Here is a 19,973-nt window from a genome sequence, read left to right on the forward strand (position 1 = left end):
CGATGACCGAAGAAATCACCGTCACGGGCGAACGCCGCGAACTGATCTCCTTCCGCGTGGGCGAGCAGGAATACTGCGTGGACATCATGGCCGTCCGCGAGATCCGCGGCTGGAGCCCGGCCACGACGCTTCCGCAGTCGCCCGGCTACATGCGCGGCGTCATCAACCTGCGCGGCGCGGTGCTGCCGATCATGGACCTGGCCTGCCGTCTGGGCATGCCGGTGATCGAGCCGACCGTCCGCAGCGTGTTCATCGTGGTCAAGGCGGGCGACCGCATGATCGGCATGCTGGTCGACGCGGTGTCGGACATCCTGTCGATCACCGACGACCTCGTTCAGCCGACCCCGGACCTGGCCTGCGACGCCGTTCGCAGCTTCATCCGCGGCATCATTTCCATCGACGGCCGGATGATCAGCGAGATCTCGCTCGATCGCCTGCTGCCCGAGCGCGAGGCCCTGGCCGCCTGATGACCTTCGCTCCCTCCTCCACCGATCGGCGCGAGGCTCTGGTCGACGGCGAATTCGCCTTCACCACCCAGGACTTCAAGCGTATCGCCGAGATCCTGTACGGCATGGCCGGCATCAGCCTGCCGGACACCAAGGCCACGCTGGTCTATTCGCGCCTGGCCAAGCGCCTGCGCGCCCTGGGCCTGCGCTCGTTCAAGGAATACTGCGCCTTCGTGACCAGCGAGCAGGGCCACGACGAGAGCCAGGAGATGCTGCGGGCCCTGACGACCAACGTCACCCGCTTCTTCCGCGAGCCGCACCACTTCGACGACCTGCGCGCCAACATCCTGGAGCCGATCGCCGACCAGGTGCGCGCCGGCCGCCGCCTGCGTCTGTGGTCCGCCGCCAGCTCGTCGGGCCAGGAACCCTATTCGATGGCCTTCACGGTGCTGTCGGTCTGGCCCAACGCGGCCGAACTGGACATCCGCATCCTGGGCACCGACATCGACACCAACGTTCTGGCCACCGGCCGGGCCGCCGTCTATGACGAGCACCTGCTGGAAGGCGTGTCGCAATCGATGCGCGGCCAGTTCTTCGAGCGTGATCCGAGCGACCGCCGCGCCTGGCGGGTCTGCGAGGCCGCGCGCAGCCTCGTCGCCTTCCGCGAGCTGAACCTCAACGGCCCGTCGTGGCCGATGAAGGGTCCGTTCGACGCCATTTTCTGCCGGAATGTCGTGATCTATTTCGATGAACCGACCCAGGAGCGGGTCTGGAGCCGTTTCGCGCCGCTGCTGGCGCCGGGCGGCAAGCTCTATGTCGGCCACTCCGAACGCGTCGGCGCCAACGTGCGCGGCTTCGAGAGCTGCGGCCTGACCGCCTATCGCAAGGCGGGGGTCTGAGCATGGCCAAGATCCGCACCCTCGTCGTCGACGACTCGGCGACCATGCGCGGCCTGATCACGGCCGCCCTCAACCGTGACCCCGAGATCGAGGTGGTCGGCGCCGCCGGCGACCCGTTCGAGGCTCGCGGCATGATCAAGGCCCTGAACCCCGACGTCGTGACCCTCGACATCGAGATGCCGAACATGAACGGCATCGAGTTCCTCGAGAAGATCATGCGCCTGCGGCCGATGCCGGTGGTCATGGTCTCCAGCCTGACCCAGGCCGGGGCCGAGATGACCCTGCGCGCGCTGGAACTGGGCGCGGTCGACTGCGTGGGCAAGCCCACCACCGCCACCGGCACCGCCGAGGCCCTGGCCGAAGTCGCCGAGAAGGTGAAGACCGCCGCTCGCGCCTCGGTCCGCACCAAGGCCGACGCGCCCGCCGCTCCGGCCCGCCGCGGCGCCTACCTGCCCTCGGGCGACGTGGTGGCCATCGGCTCGTCGACCGGCGGGGTGGAAGCCCTGCTGACGATCCTGTCGCAGTTCCCCGAGACCTGCCCGCCGACCGTCATCACCCAGCACATGCCGGCGACCTTCACCGCCAGCTTCGCCGCGCGCCTCGACCGCGCCAGCGGGGCCAAGGTGCAGGAAGCCACCGACGGCGCCCTGCTGGAAGTCGGCAAGGTCTATGTCGCCCCCGGCGGCGCCACGCACCTGGAAGTCGTCCGCTCGGCCGGCCTGCGCTGCCGCCTGGTCGCCGGCGACCCGGTCAGCGGCCACCGCCCCTCGGTCGACGTGCTGTTCCGCTCGGTGGCCCAGGCCGTCGGCGACAAGGCCGTCGGCGCGATCCTGACCGGCATGGGCCGCGACGGCGCGCAAGGGCTGCTGCAGATGCGCCAGGCCGGCGCCCGCACGGTGGGCCAGGACGAAGCCAGCTGCGTCGTCTACGGCATGCCGCGCGCCGCCCAAGAAATCGGGGCCGTGGAGAAGCAGGTTTCCCTGTCCTCCATCGGCCAATCCATCCTCGATCTGGCCTCCGCGAGGCGATAGTCCCATGCCCCAAGCAAGCTCCATTTCCGTTCTCGTCGTCGACGACCAGCTGACCATGCGGGCGCTGATCCGTAACGCCCTGCAGCAGATCGGCTTCAAGGACATCCGCGAGGCGCCCGACGGCGAGGAAGCCCTGAAGAACCTGCTGGCCAAGCCGGCCAACCTGGTGATCTCGGACTTCAACATGCCGAAGATGGACGGCCTGGCCCTGCTGCGCGCCGTGCGCTCGCACCCGCCGATCCGCCAGACCGCCTTCGTCATGCTGACCGGCCGCGCCGACCGCGAGCTGGTGCAGCGCGCCGTGCAGTTCGGGGTCAACAACTACTGCGTCAAGCCGTTCACCGTGCAGGGCCTGCGCGACAAGATCGAGCAAGTGTTCGGACAGCTGACATGATCGGCAGGGACTATTCTCACGACGACGAGCTGCGCGCGACCAAGGTCCACGTGACCCAGGGCGAGAGCCATGTCTCGACCGATCCCAACGTGGTGATGACCACGGTGCTGGGCTCGTGCATCGCCGCCTGCATCCGCGATCCCCAGGCCGGGGTCGGCGGGATGAACCACTTCCTGCTGCCCGACGCCGGCGACGGCCGGGGCGGCAGCGGAGGCGACGCGGTGCGCTACGGCGCCTACGCCATGGAACTCCTGATCAACGGCCTGCTGAAGAAGGGCGCCCGCCGCGAGCGGCTGGAAGCCAAGATCTTCGGCGGCGGCAAGCTGTTCGACAGCCTGTCGGACGTCGGCGCCAGCAACGCGGCCTTCGCCGAGCGCTTCCTGCGCGACGAAGGCATCCCGATCGTCTCGTCCAGCGTCGGCGGCGTCTCGGCCCGTCGGGTCGAGTTCTGGCCGGTCACCGGCCGGGTGCGCCAGCGCCTCGTGGCCGTCGACAACGCGCCGCAGGAAGTGCGTCGCCCCGCCCCCATTCCCCAGCCCGCGTCCAACGCCGGCGACCTGGAGCTGTTCTAGTCCTCATGACCGCCCCGTCGACCGCCGCCGCCGATATCGTCGTCTCGCCGGACCACCAGCTTCCGGTGGGCGAACTGTCGCGCCGGCTGGCGGCCGAACTGGCGGCCGCGGCGACGATCTGCCGCGAGTGCGAGCACGTGGCGGGCGAGCTGGCCACCGGCGGCGCGGCGCTCGAGAACATCACCCGGCTCCAGGCCCTGGACGAACTGAGCCAGCGCCTGCACGGCCTGTCGGACGTGCTGGCCCGTATCAGCCAGCATGCCTCGGGCGAATGGAGCCTGTCGGTCGACCCGCTGCTCGAAGGCCTGGGCCTGGCCGACCTCGTCGTGCGTCTGCGTTCTGACCAGGAGCATTCCGGCTGGGGCGCCGAGGCCGGCGAACTCGATTTCTTCTGAGGCTCCGATGCCCGAGCCGCTCAATCCATCGACGCGGATAAACCTCGAGCGCGCCACCGTGCTGGTGCTCGACGACAACGGCGCGTCCCTCGACATCCTGTCGGGCGTCGTCTCCGGCTTCGGCGTGCGCAGCCTGCACCGCGCGGAGTCGGTCAAGGACGCCCAGGCCCTGGTGAAGATCCACACCTTCGACCTGATCATCAGCGACGTGCAGATGCCCGAGGTCGACGGCTACGAGTTCATCCAGTGGCTGCGGCGCGAGGCGCCCGAGCAGAACCGCTACGTCCCGGTGATCCTGGTCACCGGCCACACCCGCATCTCGCAGGTGTTCAAGAACCGGGACGCGGGATCAAACTTCACCGTCGCCAAGCCGATCACGCCCAAGATTTTGCTGGAGCGGATCTTCTGGGTGGCGCGCGAGGAGCGAGCCTTCATCGAGTGCGATACGTACATCGGACCCGACCGGAGGTTCAAACACGAGGGGCCGCCGCCGGGGACGGACGGCCGACGCAAAGACGACCTTCAGGGGGAGGTTGGGAATGCCCAGGAGCCCAACATGTCCCAAGAGGAAATCAACAATCTGATGAAGGTCGCGAAGGTGCAGATATGACCGTTCGCAAGTTCCGCCCCCCCAACCGCCTGGCCTCGATGATCAAGGATCGCGGCGGCATCCTGGCCAAGGACGCGCTCGCCGCCGCCGAAGCCAATATCGAGACCCTGCGCGAAAGCTCGCTGGCCGCCCTGGACGCGGCGCTGGAAGCCATCGAGGCCCGCTTCGGCCCCGGCGCGCCCGACCGCGCGAGCGAGGATTTCGAGACCCTCTACACCATGACCCTGAAGGTCGTGGACGTGTCCGGCTTCGCGGCCGACGCCGGGGTCGACGAGGCGGCGGTGTCGCTGTGCGCCCTGGTCGACGCCTGCGCGGAAGCCGGAGCCTGGCGCTGGGACGCCGTCGACGTCCACCTGTCGGCCCTGCGCCTGCTGCGCAACGTCGGCGCCAGTCTGCCGGCGGAGCATCGCCGGGGCATGCTCGAGGGCCTGCACAAGGTCGTCCAGCGCTGAAAACCGCGCGAACGTAGCGCCGGCGCCACGTTCGCGTCGGTCGTTACAACTGTTACCGGTCCCATCACTTGATGCGTCCTCCGGTGTTTGTTACGCGTTCGTTGCTACCGGTGTCAGAGAACTCCAACAAGGAGTGACACCGGTTTCCAGAATGACGGCCGAGAACGGTCGCGTGGGAAGGACGCGGGACTGTTTCGAAAGCCACGGCGGGGTCTCTCCAAGGCCGCGCCGCAACGAAACGAACGGGAGGAGGACAAATGTCTTACGGACATGACGCGCGCCTGCGCGCTCTTAAGATCAGCGTCTCGGCCGGCGCCGTCGCCGTGGCCCTGGCGGCCGCCGGCTCGGCCATGGCCCAGGAAGCCCAAGCCACCACCGAGGACACCGCCGTCGAGGCCGTCGTCGTCACCGGCTTCCGCAACAGCCTGGCCAAGGCCCTCAACGTCAAGCGCGAGGAAGCCGCGGCGGTCGACTCGATCCTGGCCGAGGACATCGGCAAGTTCCCCGACCTCAACCTGTCGGAATCCATCCAGCGCATCCCGGGCGTCGCCCTGGCCCGCGACGGCGGCGAGGGCCGCCAGATCTCGGTGCGCGGCCTTGGCCCCCAGTTCACCCGCGTGCGCATCAACGGCATGGAAGCCCTGACCACCGCCGGCAGCGCCGACTCCTCGGGCGGCACCAACCGCGGCCGCTCGTTCGACTTCAACATCTTCGCCTCGGACCTGTTCAACTCGATCACGGTGCGCAAGACCGCCGAAGCGACGACGGAAGAAGGCTCGCTGGGCGCCACGGTCGACCTGCGCACGGCCCGTCCGTTCGACTACAACGGCTTTGCGATGTCGGCCTCGGCCCAGGCCGGCTTCAACGACCTGTCGGAAAAGACGACGCCGCGCGGCGCCTTCATGATCTCCAACACCTGGGCCGACGGTAAGCTCGGGGCGCTGTTCTCGATCGCCTACACCAAGCGCAAGACCGTCGAGGAAGGCCACAGCACCGTGCGCTGGGCCACCGGCAACGCCTTCTCGCCGGGCTTCGACGCCGTGCCGAACGGCGCGGGCCTGCCGACGACGGCCAACACCTCGGCCTCGGCCGTGGCCAACAACGCCGCCTTCCACCCGCGCTTCCCGCGCGTCGACCGCTTCCAGAACGACCAGGAGCGCCTGGGCGCGACCCTGGCCGTGCAGTTCCAGCCGTTCGAGGGCACGACGATCTCGTTCGACGCCCTCTATGCCGACCTGAAGGGCACCCGCGAGGAGTCGTACCTGGAGGCTCCGTCCTTCAGCACCGGCGGCGCCTGCACCGCCGCCAACGTCGCCACCAGCTGCGGCATCGCCGACACCAACGTGGTCTCCTCGACCATCCAGGACGGCGTGATGGTCAAGGGCGTGTTCGACGACGTCGACCTGGCCGTCGAGAACCGCTTCGACAAGCTGCGCACCAAGTTCACCCAGTTCTCGCTGACCGGCGACCACCAGATCAACGACAACTTCACGATCCACGGCTTCGTCGGCCACTCGGAGTCGGACCACACCAACCCGGTCCAGACGACGCTGCGCTTCGACTACTTCAACGTCGACGGCTACGGCTACGACTACACCGACAGCCGCAATCCGAAGTTCAACTACGGCAACGCCGCGCTGACCGACCCGACCAAGTGGCGCCTGACCCAGATCCGCCTGCGCCCGCAGACAGCGCTCAACACCTATGACGCCGCCCAGGCCTGGGGCGTCTACAAGCTGAACGACACCTGGACGATCAACGCCGGCCTGAACTTCAAGCAGTACGACTTCGAAACCACCGAGATGCGCCGCACGGTGGGCACCACGACCAACCAGGAAACGGTGATCCCGGCGGCCATCGCGGCCATGTCGCTGGCCAATTTCAGCACCCTGGCCACGCTGGGCGGCACGCAGACCGTCATCCCGAGCATCGCCAAGGCGATCTCGGCGCTCAGCCTCTACGACCAGACCGCCTATGGCGGCGCCTTCCGCCTGGGCTCGGAACCGTCGCTGGGCAACAACCGCAGCGTCGCCGAAGAAAACCGCGGCGGCTACGCCCAGGCCGACTTCCGCACCGAGGTGGGCGACTGGGGCCTGCGCGGCAACTTCGGCGTCCGCTACGTGAAGACCAAGCAGTACGCCACCGGCTATACCTATGTCGGCGGCGCGCCCGTCGCCATCTCGTCGGGCCGCGAGTACGACGACACCCTGCCCTCGCTGAACCTGGTGCTGGAGCCGGCCGACAACTTCCTAATCCGCTTCGGCGCGGCCAAGGTGATGTCGCGTCCGGACCTGGGCAGCCTGACCCCGGGCTCGACGGTCAGCGTCTCGGGCACCGCCCGCAGCGTCACCGCCGGCAACCCGAACCTGGACCCGTTCCGCGCCAAGACCTTCGACCTGGCGTTCGAATGGTACTTCCAGAGCCAGGCCCTGCTGTCGCTGGCCCTGTTCCAGAAGAACATCGACAGCCTGGTGCAGACGGTCACCACTTCGACCACCTTCACCGGCAACCCGTTCGGCATCCCCGACAGCGTCGCCGTCGCCGCCTGCGGCACGACGGTCGGCTGCAGCCCCTCGGCGCAATGGAACTTCTCGACGCCGGTCAACACCGACGGCGGCAAGGTCAAGGGCTTCGAGGTCAATTACCAGCAGCCGTTCAAATTCCTGCCGGGCTTCCTGGCCAACACCGGCGTGCTGCTGAACTACACCTACGTGAAGTCGGACGTCAGCTACGTGAACTCGACCGGCGCCGTCGTGGCCTCGACCGACCTCACCGGCCTGTCGCGCAACGGCTACAACGCCACCCTCTACTACGAGGACGCCAAGTGGAGCGCCCGCGTCTCGGCCTCGTACCGCGACAAGTACCTGACCCGCGTGCTGGGCCAGGAGAACACCGCGGCCGCGCCGGTGCTCTATGACGGCACCAACGAAACCTTCAACGTCGACGCCTCGGTGCAGTACACCTTGAACGACCAGTTCAAGATCACGCTGGAAGGCGTGAACCTGACCGACGAGTACCAGGACCAGTTCACCGGCGCCCAGAACATGCCGGTGGTCTACCACCACACGGGTCGCGAGATCCTGCTGGGCCTGCGCTACAAGTTCTGATCAGGACTTAAGAAGCGCCCCGCCTTCGGGGGGAGGCGGCGGAAAGGGCGTCGGCGAAAGCCGGCGCCCTTTTTGGTTCGCCGCCGCGCTCCTGATCCTTCTCCCTGAAGGGAGAAGGTGGCCTGCGAAGCAGATCGGATGAGGGGTTAGGGACGGTCGACGGCGTAACCCCTCACCCTCCCAATGCTTCGCATTGGGCCCCTCTCTCTCGCTATGGGAGAGGGTCATCGGGGGCCTCCCGCCCCTCAGTCCGGCCAGAGGTCCTGGATGTCGCCCTTGCGGTTGAGCATGTGGGTGGCGCGCTTGATCAGCATCAGCAGGCGCTCGCGGCGGCCTTCGCCGTCGTAGGTCAGGGTCGTACGGGCCAGGCCTTCGAGCATGAAGCGCGCCAGGTCGCGGCTGGCCTGGAAGCGCGGACCGGCGCCGGCGTGCAGGATCTTCAGGAAATGGTCGCCGGCCTGGGCGCGGTCGAACTCGGCCTGGGCGGGCGCCAGCAGGGCCTGGATGGCCGGGTCGGTGCGGCCGGCGGCCTCCAGCTCGGCGAAGGCCAGGAACGGCTCGCTCTGCAAGAGGTCCCAGTAGCTGTCGATGGCGTGCTCGGTGACGTCGGCCCCGGCCGGAATGCTGTCGGCGGCGGCGCGGAACAGGGCCGAGCGGGCGGCCTGGACATGCGCCACCCCGGCCTCGACCAGGGCCTCGCGGGTCGGGAAATGATAGAGCATCGCCCCGCGCGTCAGGCCCGCGGCGTCGGCGATCACCGGGTTGGTGGCGGCGTGGTAGCCGATCTCGGCGAACAGGCGCATGGCGCAGTCGAGGATGCGCGCGCGCGTCTTCAGCGACTTCGGTGTGTCCTTGGCGAGGCGGGCGGCGTCCATCGGGGTCATCTAGTGCGGACGATGCTGCGCTGCAACAGTCGTTTTCCCTATCAATGCAAGGGATCGCGGCGGTTTCAAGTCGTCGGCTGAGCGCCTGCCACAACGGCGCCCTCTGATCGAAAGAAGGGCTTCCGTAACGGCGCCTTTCGAAACACCGCCCTCCCCGCCCGCGACAGGGCGCCGCGCCCGACGCCGAACCCGGACGGTTTCATCAAAGCGACATGCAATCAGCTTATCCGCCTGCCTCAAGTTCTCGCTTGGGGAGCGGCCGCCGCGGGGGCGGGAGCCGCGCAGCGCTGGGGAGCCGTCATGGCCGCCGACACCGAGATCCGCCGCTATCGCAGCATCTTCATCAGCGACATCCATCTGGGCACGCGCGGCTGTCAGGCCGAGCTGCTGCTGGATTTCATCCGCCACGTGGAATGCGACAAGCTTTACCTCGTCGGCGACATCGTCGACGGCTGGAAGCTGCGCAGCGGCTGGTACTGGCCCCAGAGCCACAACGACGTGGTGCAGAAGATCCTGCGCCTGGCCCGCAAGGGGGTCGAGGTGATCTACGTCCCCGGCAACCACGACGACCGCGTGCGCGACTTCTGCGGCACCCACTTCGGCGGCGTGGTCGTGGCCCGCGACGTGATCCACGAGGCTGCCGACGGCAAGCGCTACCTGGTGGTCCACGGCGACGAGTTCGACGGCGTCGTGCAGCACGCCAAGTGGCTCGCCTTCCTCGGGGATTGGTCCTATAGAACCATCCTCATGCTGAACACCTTGCTCAACCGCGCGCGGCGGAGGATGGGGTTCGGCTACTGGAGTCTCTCGGCCTATCTGAAGGTCAAGGTGAAGAACGCGTTGCAGTTCATCGAGAACTTCGAAGCCGCCGTCGCCGACGAAGCCCGTCGGCGCGGCGTCGACGGCGTCATCTGCGGCCATATCCACAAGGCCGAGATGCGGGAGATCGACGGTATTCTTTACGTCAACGACGGTGACTGGGTTGAAAGCTGCACCGCTCTGGTGGAGCATATGGACGGCCAGCTCGAAATCCTCGAATGGTCCAAGATGAGGTCCTGGTCGGTGATCGACCGGGCCCGGGCGCTCGCCGTCGAGCCCCCGTTGCCGGAGCCTGCCGCCGCCTGATGCGGATACTTCTCGCCACCGACGCATGGGAACCGCAGGTCAACGGCGTGGTTCGGACCCTCACCAAGGTGATGGCCGAGCTTCGCGCCATGGGCCATGAGGTGGACGTGGTCAGCCCTGACCAGTTCCCGACCTTCCCGCTGCCCACCTATCCCGAGATCAAGCTCGCGATCGGCGCCTACGAGCCGGTGCAGGAGCGCTTCAAGTCGTTCGAGCCCGAGGCGATCCACATCGCTACCGAGGGTCCGATCGGCCTGGCCGCGCGCCGCATCTGCCTGGAGTGGAAGCTGCCGTTCACGACCAGCTATCACACGCGCTTCCCCGAGTACGTCTCGGCCCGCCTGCCGCTGCCGCTGGCGGCCGGCTACACCTACATGCGCTGGTTCCACAAGCCGTCGGGCCGCCTGATGGTGGCCACGCCCACCATGCGCGACGAGCTGGTGCGCCACGGCTTCCGCAACATCTCGCCCTGGTCGCGCGGCGTCGACACCGACGTCTTCAAGCCGCGCCAGCCGGACGAGCCCGACCTGTTCGAGGGCCTGGCCCGCCCGATCTTCCTCAATGTCGGCCGCGTGGCCGTCGAGAAGAACATCGAGGCCTTCGCCAGCCTCGACCTGCCGGGCACCAAGGTCGTCATCGGCGATGGTCCCCAGCGCGAGGAACTGGCCGAGAAATATCCCGAGGTGAAGTTCCTGGGCGCCAAGTTCGGCGACGAGCTGGCCCGCCACTTCGCCTGCGCCGACGTCTTCTGCTTCCCGTCGCTGACCGACACCTTCGGCCTGGTGATCCTGGAAGCCATGGCCGCCGGCGTGCCGGTGGCGGCGTTCTCGGCCCCCGGCCCCATCGACATCATCCCCGGCTCAGGCGCCGGCGTGCTGGCCCCCGGCCAGACCGACGGCCTGCGCGAGGCCTGCCTGGCGTGCCTCGACATCGATCACGCCACGGTGCGCAAGTTCGCCGAGGGCTTCTCGTGGCGCGCCTGCGCCGAGGAGTTCTTCAAGAACCTGCAGCCCTACCCCGAACCGGAAAAGACCCGCTTCTGGCGCCGCCTGCGCCGCCTGGCGCGGATCCGCAGGAAGACGGCGGCCTAGCACGCCGAAAGCGCGAGTCTCACCGCACCACCCCTTGAAGTTGATAGCGCCGTTACGCTACAAGCGTGACCGTATCGACCGGGGGGTAATGATGCGACTTTTGCCAAGCCTGCGCGGCCTCGCCATCGGCGGCGTCGTTCTCCTGAGCCTCGGCGCCGGGGGATGCGCCTCGTTCCGGGGCCAGCCCGAACCACTGGAGGCCAAGACCGACGCCCTGGCCGCGATCAAGGGCGAATACGCCCGGGTCAAGGTCCTGCCGGCCTATGAGAAGCTGCTCTCAGACAAGAAGGCCGCCTACCGCAACGAGGTGGCCTACATCTGGATCGGCGCATCCGACGCGCAGTACAACGCGTTCAAGGCCAGCCTGTCGCGGGAGATGAAAGGCTCGGCCTTCGGTTCCGCCCTGACGGTGCTGGTGCTCAACGGCGCGGCCGCCGTATCTGGCGCCGAGGGCGCGCGGGCGCTCGCCGTGGGCTCGGCGACCGTCGTAGGCGCCAGTGGTGCTCTCAACAAGGACGTCTTCCAGGACCGCACCATATCGGGCGTGATTTCGACCATGGATGCGGCCCGCACGCGCAAGCTGACCGCGCTGCGGCGACGGCTGCTGCAGGAAACCGCGGCGGACTTCCCGCTTGGCGACGCCCTGACCGCCGTCTCGGAGCTGAACGACTCGGCCTCGCTGTTCGCCGCGGCCGACCAGATCGCGGCCACGGCCGCCGAGGCCAAGACCGCCGCCGACGCCGAAGCCAAGACCGTGCCCGCCACGCGGGTGGCTCTGTTGTCGCCGGAGCTTCAAGCCGTCCGGGTGCAGTTCAAGGCCTACGTCCTGGGCCTGGACGACGCCTCGCCACAGTTGCAGCAACTGCGCGCGGCCTTGGGCGCCGCCAACGACGCGCAACCTCGCGAACTGAAGCAGAACATCATCGACAAGTACGTCGAACAAGCGACCGGGACAGAAGTCGTCAACGCCCTCACCGCCCCCCTGAAGGCGATCACCGGCAAGGAGTTCAAGGCATGAGCCGCGACTATTTGGGCGATAGGGGCTTCACCGTCGAGCAACTGGCGCTATGGATCGACCAAGTCGAAGACCTGACCGGCCGGATCGTCGCCCTTCAGGTCAAGCCAGGCGACAACGCCACGCGCGGCTCCTTCGACATCTACGCCTCCAAGCCCGCGACCAAGGTGAAGATCCTGATGGGCCACCTGCCGGCGCCTGGCGGGATCGCGTTCCAGGGCCGCGCCTACATCCTCGGCCAGGTGATGGACGTCACGCTCTACCGCGGCTAGTGGCGCGACCTATTCCCGCCACCGCAGGATCAGCTGCCCGCCGCGGACCTCGTAGGAGTCCAGGGTGTTCAGGAAGGTCATGCCCAGCAGCGAGGCGCTCATCGGGGCCTGGTTGACGTCCATCGGGAAGCGGTCGCGGCGGATCGGGCCGATCTCCAGGCGCTCGGCGGTCCACTGGGCGCCGTAGCCCAGGCCGTTGGCGGTCTCGCTGGTCTGGTCGAAGCGCAGCGAGGCCATGTCGACGCCGATCCGCTGGGCGTCGGCGGGGCTGAGCACGGTGTTGGTGGCGCCGGTGTCGACCAGGAACAGCACCCGCTGGCCGTTGACCTGACCGACGATGACGAAGGCGCCGCTGGCGTCCTGGGCCACGCGCAGTTCGCGCTCGCCTGTGGCCACCGGCTCGCCGATGTTCAGGGCCATGCGCAGGCGCTGGGGCGCCTCGGCCAGTTCGGCGCGATAGAGATAGCCGACAGCCAGGGCCAGGACGATCCCCGCCCAGATCGCCGCATAGCCCAGGCCGTGCAGCGCCTGGCGGCGGGTCGCCCGCAGCAGGCCGGTGGACAGGGCCGCGGCCAGCAGGCCGCCCCAGGCGAGATAGAACCAGTCGTTGGTCTGCCGCATCGCCCAGGGCGAGGCGCGAAACAGCAGGCCCAGGACGGCCAGGCCCGCCGAGACCACGACGAACCAGACCAGCCAGCGCCGCCACGAGGCGCGCTCGGGGCGCGCCTCGACCGGCTCGGGCGGCGGCTCGCCGCCCCAGGGGCCCGGATGGCTCATGCCTCGCGCCCCGCCGTCAGCCCTCGTCGCCCTCGCGGCCCTTGCCGGCCTTGAGGATGACCTTGTCGATGCGCGAGCCGTCCATGTCGACGATCTCGACGTCGAAGGCGCCCAGGTGCAGGATCTCGCCCTCGGCCGGGATGCGGCCCAGGCGGTCGAGGATCAGGCCGGCGACGGTGTGGTAGCCGCCCTCGGCCTCGAAGTTCTCGCCCAGGGCGTCGTTGAGCTCCTGGATGTCGAGGCGGGCGTCGACCAGCCAGCTGCCGTCTTCGCGGCGCAGGATCCGGCGCTCGCCCTCGTCGTGGTCTTCCGGGAAGTCGCCGGCGATCATTTCCAGCAGGTCGATCGGGGTGATCACGCCCTGCACCGAGCCGAACTCGTCGACCACCAGGGCCACGTGCAGCGAGGTCTGCTTGAAGACGGCCATGGCGCGCAGCAGCGACATGGTCTCGGGAATGGCGATCGGCTGCTGGATGTGGGCGCGCAGGTCCAGCGGCTCGCCGCCCAGGCAGGCGTCCAGCAGGTCCTTCTTCAGCACCACGCCGATCTCGCCGTCGAGGTCGCCTTCCATGGCCACGACGATGCGCGAATAGGGGCACTCGCGCACCTCGGCCAGGACGGCCTCGGGCTCGTCCGAAAGCGAGATCCAGTAGAGGTCGCGACGCGGGGTCATGGCCACGCGCACGGGACGATCGCCCAGGCGCAGCACCTCCTGGATCATCGAGCGCTCTTCCGGCTCGATCAGGCCGGCGTCGGCGCCTTCGGCCAGGACGGTCTCGACCTCTTCGGAGGTGATACCGCTGTTGCGTTCGTCGCGCACGCCCATCAGCTTAAGGATGGCGGCGGTCGACACGGTCAGCAGGGTCACGAACGGACGCAGCACCGTGGCCACCAGGGCCAGGAACGGGGCCATGGCGCGGGCGATGGTGTCGGGGAAGATCAAGGCCAGGCGCTTGGGCACCAGCTCGCCGAGGATCACCGAGACGTAGGTCAGGCCGACGACGACGATGGTGGTGGCGATGATTTCCGAATGCGGGCCGATCACCGGCTGCGGCTCGAGCCACTTGTCCAGCGCGCCGGCGATGGTGGCCTGGCCGTAGGCGCCGGCCAGGATGCCGATCAGGGTGATGCCCACCTGCACGGCCGACAGGAAGCGGGTCGGGTGCTCGGCCAGGGAGAGGGCGATCTTGGCCCCGCGGTCTCCCCGGTCGGCCTGGCTCTGTAGTCTGGCCCGCCGCGCGGAGACCACCGCGAGTTCGGACATGGCGAAGACCCCGTTCAGCAGAACGAGGAACAGAACGACGGCGAGCGCGAGGAGTATCATTGTCCCTAGGGGCAAGTGACGCGGCGCCGGACGGCTGCCACGGCCCAGACTTTCATTACGCGGCGCGGGCGGACCGGGGGACACTATACAAAAGAAAACGCCGCGGCCCATAGGACCGCGACGCAATCTTCGGTCGCGCGGCGCGAACCGCCGCACAAAAGAGCCCTTTTTTACGAAGCCGGACGGGCCATGGCGGTCTTCTTGGCCACCACGTCCTTCTGCGCCTGATGCTGGCCCGGGGGCAGCGGGATCAGGCCGCGACCCTGCAGGTAGCCGCCGCGACCGGTGGCCGCGTCGGAGGTGAACTCCTTCAGGAAGTCCTCCAGGCCCGGCGTCACGCCGATATTGGACTTCTTGACGTAGATGAACAGCGAGCGCGACAGTGGATAGGAGCCGTCGGCGATGGTCTGGGCCGAGGGACGCACGCCGTTGATCGAGGCGCCCTTGATCTTGTCCATGTTCTCTTCGAGGTAGGACCAGCCGAAGACGCCCAGCGCGCCGGGGGTCTTGGTCAGGGTGCCGACCAGGGCGTTGTCGTTCTCGCCGGCGTCGATCCAGCCGTCGTTGCGCAGCGGGTCGACCTTGGCCTTGAACAGCTTCTCGTTGTCCGAGCGGATCGCGTCGATCGACGGGAACTTGCGGGCGCCGGCCTCGATGGCCAGCTCGACGAAGGCGTCGCGGGTGCCCGAGGTCGGGGGCGGACCGTAGACCAGGATCTTGTTGCCCGGCAGGCCGCCGCCGACGTCGTCCCAGCTGTTGGTGGTGTTCTTCACCCACTGGCCGCCCTTGTAGACATTGGCGGCCAGGCCCAGGAACAGCTGCTCGGTCTTGAAGTTGTAGTCGGCGCCGTCCTTGTCGGTGGCGACCACGATGCCGTCGAAGCCGATCTTGATCTGGATGATGTCCTTGACGCCCTTGGCGGCGCAGGCGTCGAACTCGCTCTTCTTCATCGGGCGCGAGGCGTTGGCGATGTCGGGGAAACCCTCGCCCGCGCCGCCGCAGAACAGCTTGATGCCGCCGCCGGTGCCCAGGCTCTCGACCTTGGGGGCCTTCTTGCCGGACTTCTTGGCGAAGTTCTCGGCGGTGCGGGTGGCGAACGGGAACACGGTCGACGAACCGGCGGCCCAGACATAGTCGCGGGCGGCGTGGGCGGGGACGGCGGCCAGGCCCGACAGGGCGACGGCGGCGGCCGCGCAGGACAGGAGCTTCTTCATCTTTGATTTCCTGAAGGGGAAAGGAAGGAGCCGGACGGACGCGTTCCGCCCGCCCGGCGAAACGCGGCCTTAGAAGTCCAGCTGAGCGCGCAGCTGGAACTGCTTGATGCTGTAGTCCTGGTTGGCGCCGAAGTTGTCGACGTCGCCGTCGGTGTAGTTGGCCTGGAAGCGCACGTACGAGGTCGGGTAGTAGTTCACCCCCAGGGTGACGCCCTTGTATTCGCCGGCCTGCGAGGTCGCCGGCTTGGTCTTCAGGGTCTCGTAGGCCTCGGTGGTGTCGGCGATGTCGTAGCGCAGCGCCAGTTCGACGCCGCCCCAGCCGCCGGCGGTCACCGGGTTGAGGATCTTGGGCCGCTTGAACTCGCCGGCCATGGCGTCGTAGTTGCGCATCTCGCCGGTCGGCCAGAAGGTCACGTAGGCGTAGCCGACCTTGATCTTCGGGTCGCCGCCGACCGCCGCGCCGCCCAGGCGGGTGACGTCGATCGAGGCGTACTCGCCCTGCACCGAGAACGGCCCGTGCACATAGGCGCCCTCGAAGGCCAGGGTGTTGTCGCGGTTGCCGATGCCGCCCGAGGTGTAGAAGGTGGCGTTGCTGTAGGCGGTGTTGGTGCGGCCGCTGTAGACGAAGGCCCCTTCGTCGCCGCGGTTGCGATAGCGGTAGGACAGCGCCAGGTGCAGCTTGTCGAGGTCGCCGTTGACCGGCGCCCAGTGGGCGCGGGTGGTCAGGGTCAGGCGCTCCTTGGAATCGGCGTTGGCGTTGGCCAGGTCGGCGGTGTTGATCGGCGCGCCCTGCACCGCGCCGGTCAGGCTGTAGTTCAGGCCCTGGTACTTGGCCACCACGCCCAGCAGGTAGGAATCGACGCCGAAGTCGCCGTACGGACCGCGGTCCATGAAGGTGATGAAGCGGGTCGAGGTCAGGTTCTCGAGGCCGGCGGCCTTGATGTTGCCGAACAGCAGCGAGACCGGCTCGTTCGGCTTGTACTCGATGACGACGTCGTCCCAGGCCCACGCGCCGCCGTTCACGGCGCCGCCCTCGGCCTTGTAGGCGAAGTAGTTGTTCAGCTTGCCCTCGACGCCGAGGAAGACCTGGCGGCCGCGCACGTTGCGGGTGTCGAAATCGCCACCCGGACCATCGCGCTCGACGTCCTGGAACACGGCGTCCAGCAGGATCCGACCACGGACCTTGAAGGCCACGTCGTCATTGGAGAATTGCGGAGAGCCGCTCCATCTCACGCCCAGGTCCTGGGCTTGGGCGGCGGCGGCGAGGCCCAGGGCGAGCGTCAAGCCCAGCGCCGAACGGGAAAGCAAAGAGGCACTGATACTCATCACGAGACACCCCCCTTTAGGTTTGCGCCTGTTCTCCGTGGCCCATGACGGGCGGGATAACGACGTTCTGGGGATTAACGGGAGCGCGTGACGGTTCGGATACCGATTTACGACAAGTCGGCGACAACTGTTTTCCGGTTCGCTGAACAGTGTTCTGACGGCCACGGACGGACTTCGGACAGCGCCTGGAAAATTCCGCTCACAGACAAACAGCCCGCCCCGGGTCCAGGGCCCCCGGCGCCGCCAAAAGCAGAAGGGCGGCCCATCGCTGGACCGCCCTTCGCCGTTTCGACCCCTTGATCCGGTTCCGGACGACCCGGAACCGGAAGATCCGGGCCTAGTACTTCACGCGCAGTTCCAGCCCGTAGGTGCGGGGCGGGTTGAAGTTGGCGTAGTCGCCGATCGTGCCGCGGTTGGCGGCCGAGATACGGTAGATGTGCTCTTCGTTGAGCAGGTTGCGCGACCACAGCGACAGGCTGGCCGAGGCGGCGCCGTCAGCCATGCTGATGTCGGCCAGGGTCAGGTTGCCGTTGACGATGAAGCTGCTGTCGGTCTTCGCCGCCACGTATTCGGTCCGCGAACCGGTCGCCGAGGTGTCGGCGAATTCGGTCTGGAACGAGTACTGGGCGTCGGCGTAGTTGGCGTCCAGGTGGGCGCGGAAGGTCATCGAACCGACCGGCTTCTTGTAGTCGATATAGGCCGAGGCGGCGTTCGGCGGCGTGTAGACCACGTTGACCGGGAACGGCGTGCCCTGCGGAACCACCGAGTTGCCGGTGAACGGGAACGGCGCGTCCGGCACCTTCACGTCGGTGTAGGCGTACGAGAAGCCGACCAGGATGTCGTCGGTCAGCTTGGCCGTGATGTCGGCCTCGAAACCGCGGATCTTGGAGGTGCCCGGCGCGTTGCGGGTCTCCTCGGTGTGCGCGCCCTGGGTCGGGCTGCCGGGGGTGGTGTCGACGTTGTCGAAGTCGATCTGGGTGTCCTTGCGGTCCATGGCGTAGGCGGCCAGGTTCACGCGCAGGCGGTTGTCCAGCAGGTCCATCTTGGCCCCGACTTCATAGGACTTCACCGTTTCCGGATCGAAGGCCTGGAAGTTCGACGAGCGGGCGTTGGCGCCGCCGGCGCGGTAGCCGGTCGAGAACTTGGCGTAGAGGTTGATGTTCTCGGCGGCGTCGTAGGCGACGTTGATCATCGGGTCGAAGCGACCCTTGTCGTAGTCGAACTTGAAGTTCGTGGCCTTGCCGTTGACGACGTAGAGCGTGCCCTCGCGGGTGTCCTTGGTGTAGCGGCCGCCGAGCGTCAGGTGCAGGGCGTCCATCGACGGCGGGGTGTAGGTGCCCTGGCCGTAGACGGCGTAGCTCTCGGCGTCGGCTTCCGAGGCGCGGGTGATGAAGCGGGTGCCGCGCTGCCAGCCGGCCGTGCCGGCCGCGTTCTTCGAGGTGCCGTAGGCCGAACGGATGGTGTAGGCGGTGCCGTCGGCGTTCCACTGGTTGGTGAACGGCGTGGCGGCCGATTCCTTCACGTGTTCCTTGAAGTAGTAGAGACCGCCGACATAGGTGAAGTTGTCACCGAAGTCGCCGACCAGCTGGAACTCCTGGCTGAACTGGCGCTGGTAGAGGTCCGACAGGCTGTAGCGGCCGAAGTTGGCGTTCGGCGCGAAGACGTTGCGCGACTCGATGCCCGAGTTGTCCCACTGGTTGGTGGCGACGGCGCGGGCGGCGGTGATCGAGCGCAGCTCGAGGTTCGGCGCGAAGCGGTACTTCAGGTTCGCCATCAGGCCGCCGGTCTCGTCGACGCTGGGCTGCTGGATGGTGCCGATGTCGGAGACCGACTGGCGGTCGGTGTGGACCTTAACCAGCGGCGAGAGCGGGTTGATCGTGCCGGCCGGGGCGCTGGCGGCGGCCAGCAGTTCGGCCTGGGTGCGCACGCGCTTGCCGTAGGGGTTGTAGCTGACCAGCTGGCTGAAGAACGGGGTGTTCTCGTCCTTGGCGTAGTCGAAGGCGACCAGGGCGCTGAACTTGTCGTTCGGCTGGTACAGACCGCTGATGCGGCCGCCCTTGCGGTCGTACTGGTTCCAGCCGGCCTGGCCTTCCAGCGGGTTCTTGGTGGTCGGATCCTGGTGCTGGACCAGGGCGTCGACCTTCACCGACAGGTTGGCGAACTCCTGGAAGTCCTGGTGCAGTTCGGCGGTGTAGGAACCGTAGTTGCCGACGCCGGCGACGACGCGGCCGCCGAACTCGCCCGTCGGGGCCTTGGTGACGATGCTGAGCGCGCCGCCTTCGGTGTTACGGCCAAACAGCGTGCCTTGCGGGCCGCGCAGGACCTCGATGCGCTCCAGGTCGAGCAGGGCGGCGTTCAGGCCCTGCTGGCGGCCCAGATAGACGCCGTCGATATAGACGCCGACGCCCTGGTCGCGGGCGGTCTGGTTGGCGTCGAACGGCACGATGCCGCGGATGCCGATGGTCAGCGCCGACTGGCGGGCTTCGAAGGTGGCGACGCGCAGCGACGGGATGGCGCCGTCCTGCAGGCTGATCAGGCTTTCGGCGTGGCGGTCGGCCATAGCCGTCGCGCTCAGCACCGAGATGGCGATCGGCGTCGATTGCAGATTGGTTTCGCGCTTGGTGGCGGTGACGACGACGTTGTCCAGAGCGGTGGCGTCATCGGCGGGCGTGGCGGGCGCGACATCGGCGGCGTACGCAACTTGCGCCGAGGCGAGCAGGAGGGCGGCGGCGGCCGCGCCTTCGAAATACTTACGCATGAATGTGTACCCCTTTTCGGTGGGGCGGGGGATAAAACGCCAGCGATGACGCTTCGGCGACACCAATATGTATGTTTCAAGACGTGATAAATTTGCGCCACAGCTGACACTCAGCAGCGCGCTCATGCATAAATCACAGATAACAACGTTCGTTTTTGGCATCGAAAGTCACGCCTGAAACTATTGGTCTGGCTGTGAGATTTCAGGGCCCGCCACAAGGCGGCTCGCCAAACTTAGAAATTTTGGAACGAGCGGCGATATACAGATCGATCGCGACCGAT

Annotated in this window: 19 protein-coding genes; 13 read left to right on the top strand and 6 right to left on the bottom strand. The window is 67.7% G+C overall.

Annotation, left to right across the window (positions count from 1 at the left end; all coding sequences use genetic code 11):
• The first annotated feature begins 2 nt into the window (after positions 1 to 2).
• The 9 genes from V6S85_RS03775 to V6S85_RS03815 all read left to right on the top strand — a co-directional run bounded on the left by V6S85_RS03775 (position 3) and on the right by V6S85_RS03815 (position 7,906).
• A complete protein-coding gene (locus V6S85_RS03775; protein WP_101720632.1) occupies positions 3 to 467 on the top strand; it encodes a chemotaxis protein CheW in 465 nt (154 codons plus the stop codon).
• Positions 467 to 1,345, top strand: a complete 879-nt coding sequence (locus V6S85_RS03780; protein WP_116569536.1) for a CheR family methyltransferase — start codon at positions 467 to 469, stop codon at positions 1,343 to 1,345. The genes V6S85_RS03775 and V6S85_RS03780 overlap by 1 nt, the downstream gene beginning before the upstream one ends.
• 2 nt (positions 1,346 to 1,347) lie before the next feature.
• On the top strand, positions 1,348 to 2,376 hold the full coding sequence (locus V6S85_RS03785) for a protein-glutamate methylesterase/protein-glutamine glutaminase (RefSeq protein ID WP_116569535.1): 1,029 nt from the start codon (positions 1,348 to 1,350) through the stop codon (positions 2,374 to 2,376).
• 4 nt (positions 2,377 to 2,380) lie between these two features.
• The gene (locus V6S85_RS03790) at positions 2,381 to 2,770 is read left to right on the top strand and encodes a response regulator (RefSeq protein WP_058347350.1); all 390 of its coding nucleotides are present in this window, start codon (positions 2,381 to 2,383) and stop codon (positions 2,768 to 2,770) included.
• Positions 2,767 to 3,342 carry a chemotaxis protein CheD gene (locus tag V6S85_RS03795; RefSeq protein WP_058347349.1) on the top strand — a complete coding sequence of 192 codons (576 nt, stop codon included), beginning with the start codon at positions 2,767 to 2,769 and terminating at the stop codon, positions 3,340 to 3,342. Before V6S85_RS03790 ends, V6S85_RS03795 begins: the two co-directional genes overlap by 4 nt.
• Positions 3,343 to 3,347: 5 nt before the next feature.
• Positions 3,348 to 3,737 carry a chemotaxis protein CheU gene (locus V6S85_RS03800; RefSeq protein ID WP_101720628.1) on the top strand — a complete coding sequence of 130 codons (390 nt, stop codon included), beginning with the start codon at positions 3,348 to 3,350 and terminating at the stop codon, positions 3,735 to 3,737.
• 7 nt (positions 3,738 to 3,744) lie between these two features.
• Positions 3,745 to 4,347, top strand: coding sequence for a response regulator (locus tag V6S85_RS03805; protein ID WP_116569534.1), 603 nt, complete (start codon positions 3,745 to 3,747; stop codon positions 4,345 to 4,347).
• The gene (locus V6S85_RS03810; protein WP_116569533.1) at positions 4,344 to 4,799 is read left to right on the top strand and encodes a chemotaxis protein CheE; all 456 of its coding nucleotides are present in this window, start codon (positions 4,344 to 4,346) and stop codon (positions 4,797 to 4,799) included. Before V6S85_RS03805 ends, V6S85_RS03810 begins: the two co-directional genes overlap by 4 nt.
• Before the next feature lie 257 nt (positions 4,800 to 5,056).
• Positions 5,057 to 7,906, top strand: coding sequence for a TonB-dependent receptor (locus tag V6S85_RS03815; RefSeq protein ID WP_116569532.1), 2,850 nt, complete (start codon positions 5,057 to 5,059; stop codon positions 7,904 to 7,906).
• Between the two features lie 245 nt (positions 7,907 to 8,151).
• Here V6S85_RS03815 and V6S85_RS03820 read toward each other — a convergent pair whose 3' ends face one another.
• Positions 8,152 to 8,781 (bottom strand): TetR/AcrR family transcriptional regulator, encoded by a 630-nt coding sequence (locus V6S85_RS03820; RefSeq protein ID WP_101720668.1) that lies wholly within the window; start codon positions 8,779 to 8,781, stop codon positions 8,152 to 8,154.
• A gap of 309 nt (positions 8,782 to 9,090) precedes the next feature.
• On the opposite strand from V6S85_RS03820, the gene V6S85_RS03825 reads away from it, so the two are divergent.
• The 4 genes from V6S85_RS03825 (at position 9,091) to V6S85_RS03840 (ending at position 12,293) form a co-directional block, all read left to right on the top strand.
• Entirely contained in the window at positions 9,091 to 9,915 is an 825-nt protein-coding gene (locus V6S85_RS03825; RefSeq protein WP_101720624.1) for a UDP-2,3-diacylglucosamine diphosphatase, read from the top strand.
• Positions 9,915 to 11,006, top strand: coding sequence for a glycosyltransferase family 4 protein (locus V6S85_RS03830; protein WP_058347343.1), 1,092 nt, complete (start codon positions 9,915 to 9,917; stop codon positions 11,004 to 11,006). Before V6S85_RS03825 ends, V6S85_RS03830 begins: the two co-directional genes overlap by 1 nt.
• Before the next feature lie 91 nt (positions 11,007 to 11,097).
• Positions 11,098 to 12,024, top strand: a complete 927-nt coding sequence (locus V6S85_RS03835; RefSeq protein WP_334348116.1) for a hypothetical protein — start codon at positions 11,098 to 11,100, stop codon at positions 12,022 to 12,024.
• Positions 12,021 to 12,293, top strand: a complete 273-nt coding sequence (locus V6S85_RS03840) for a hypothetical protein (RefSeq protein ID WP_116569531.1) — start codon at positions 12,021 to 12,023, stop codon at positions 12,291 to 12,293. Before V6S85_RS03835 ends, V6S85_RS03840 begins: the two co-directional genes overlap by 4 nt.
• 9 nt (positions 12,294 to 12,302) lie before the next feature.
• Here the strand turns inward: V6S85_RS03840 and V6S85_RS03845 are convergent, their stop codons facing one another.
• The 5 genes from V6S85_RS03845 to V6S85_RS03865 form a co-directional block, all read right to left on the bottom strand.
• Positions 12,303 to 13,070 carry a retropepsin-like aspartic protease family protein gene (locus tag V6S85_RS03845; RefSeq protein WP_334348117.1) on the bottom strand — a complete coding sequence of 256 codons (768 nt, stop codon included), beginning with the start codon at positions 13,068 to 13,070 and terminating at the stop codon, positions 12,303 to 12,305.
• A 16-nt stretch (positions 13,071 to 13,086) separates the two neighbouring features.
• Complete coding sequence (locus tag V6S85_RS03850; RefSeq protein ID WP_101720621.1) at positions 13,087 to 14,394, bottom strand: hemolysin family protein; 1,308 nt, start codon at positions 14,392 to 14,394, stop codon at positions 13,087 to 13,089.
• Positions 14,395 to 14,564: 170 nt separating this feature from the next.
• Positions 14,565 to 15,608, bottom strand: coding sequence for a substrate-binding domain-containing protein (locus V6S85_RS03855; RefSeq protein WP_116569529.1), 1,044 nt, complete (start codon positions 15,606 to 15,608; stop codon positions 14,565 to 14,567).
• A gap of 69 nt (positions 15,609 to 15,677) precedes the next feature.
• Positions 15,678 to 16,934 (bottom strand): OprO/OprP family phosphate-selective porin, encoded by a 1,257-nt coding sequence (locus V6S85_RS03860; protein ID WP_334348118.1) that lies wholly within the window; start codon positions 16,932 to 16,934, stop codon positions 15,678 to 15,680.
• A 337-nt stretch (positions 16,935 to 17,271) separates the two neighbouring features.
• Positions 17,272 to 19,692 (bottom strand): TonB-dependent receptor, encoded by a 2,421-nt coding sequence (locus V6S85_RS03865; RefSeq protein ID WP_116569527.1) that lies wholly within the window; start codon positions 19,690 to 19,692, stop codon positions 17,272 to 17,274.
• Positions 19,693 to 19,973: the final 281 nt, after the last annotated feature.

The organism is Caulobacter sp. CCNWLW153 (assembly GCF_036889365.1).
In the GTDB taxonomy this organism is placed as follows: domain Bacteria; phylum Pseudomonadota; class Alphaproteobacteria; order Caulobacterales; family Caulobacteraceae; genus Caulobacter; species Caulobacter radicis.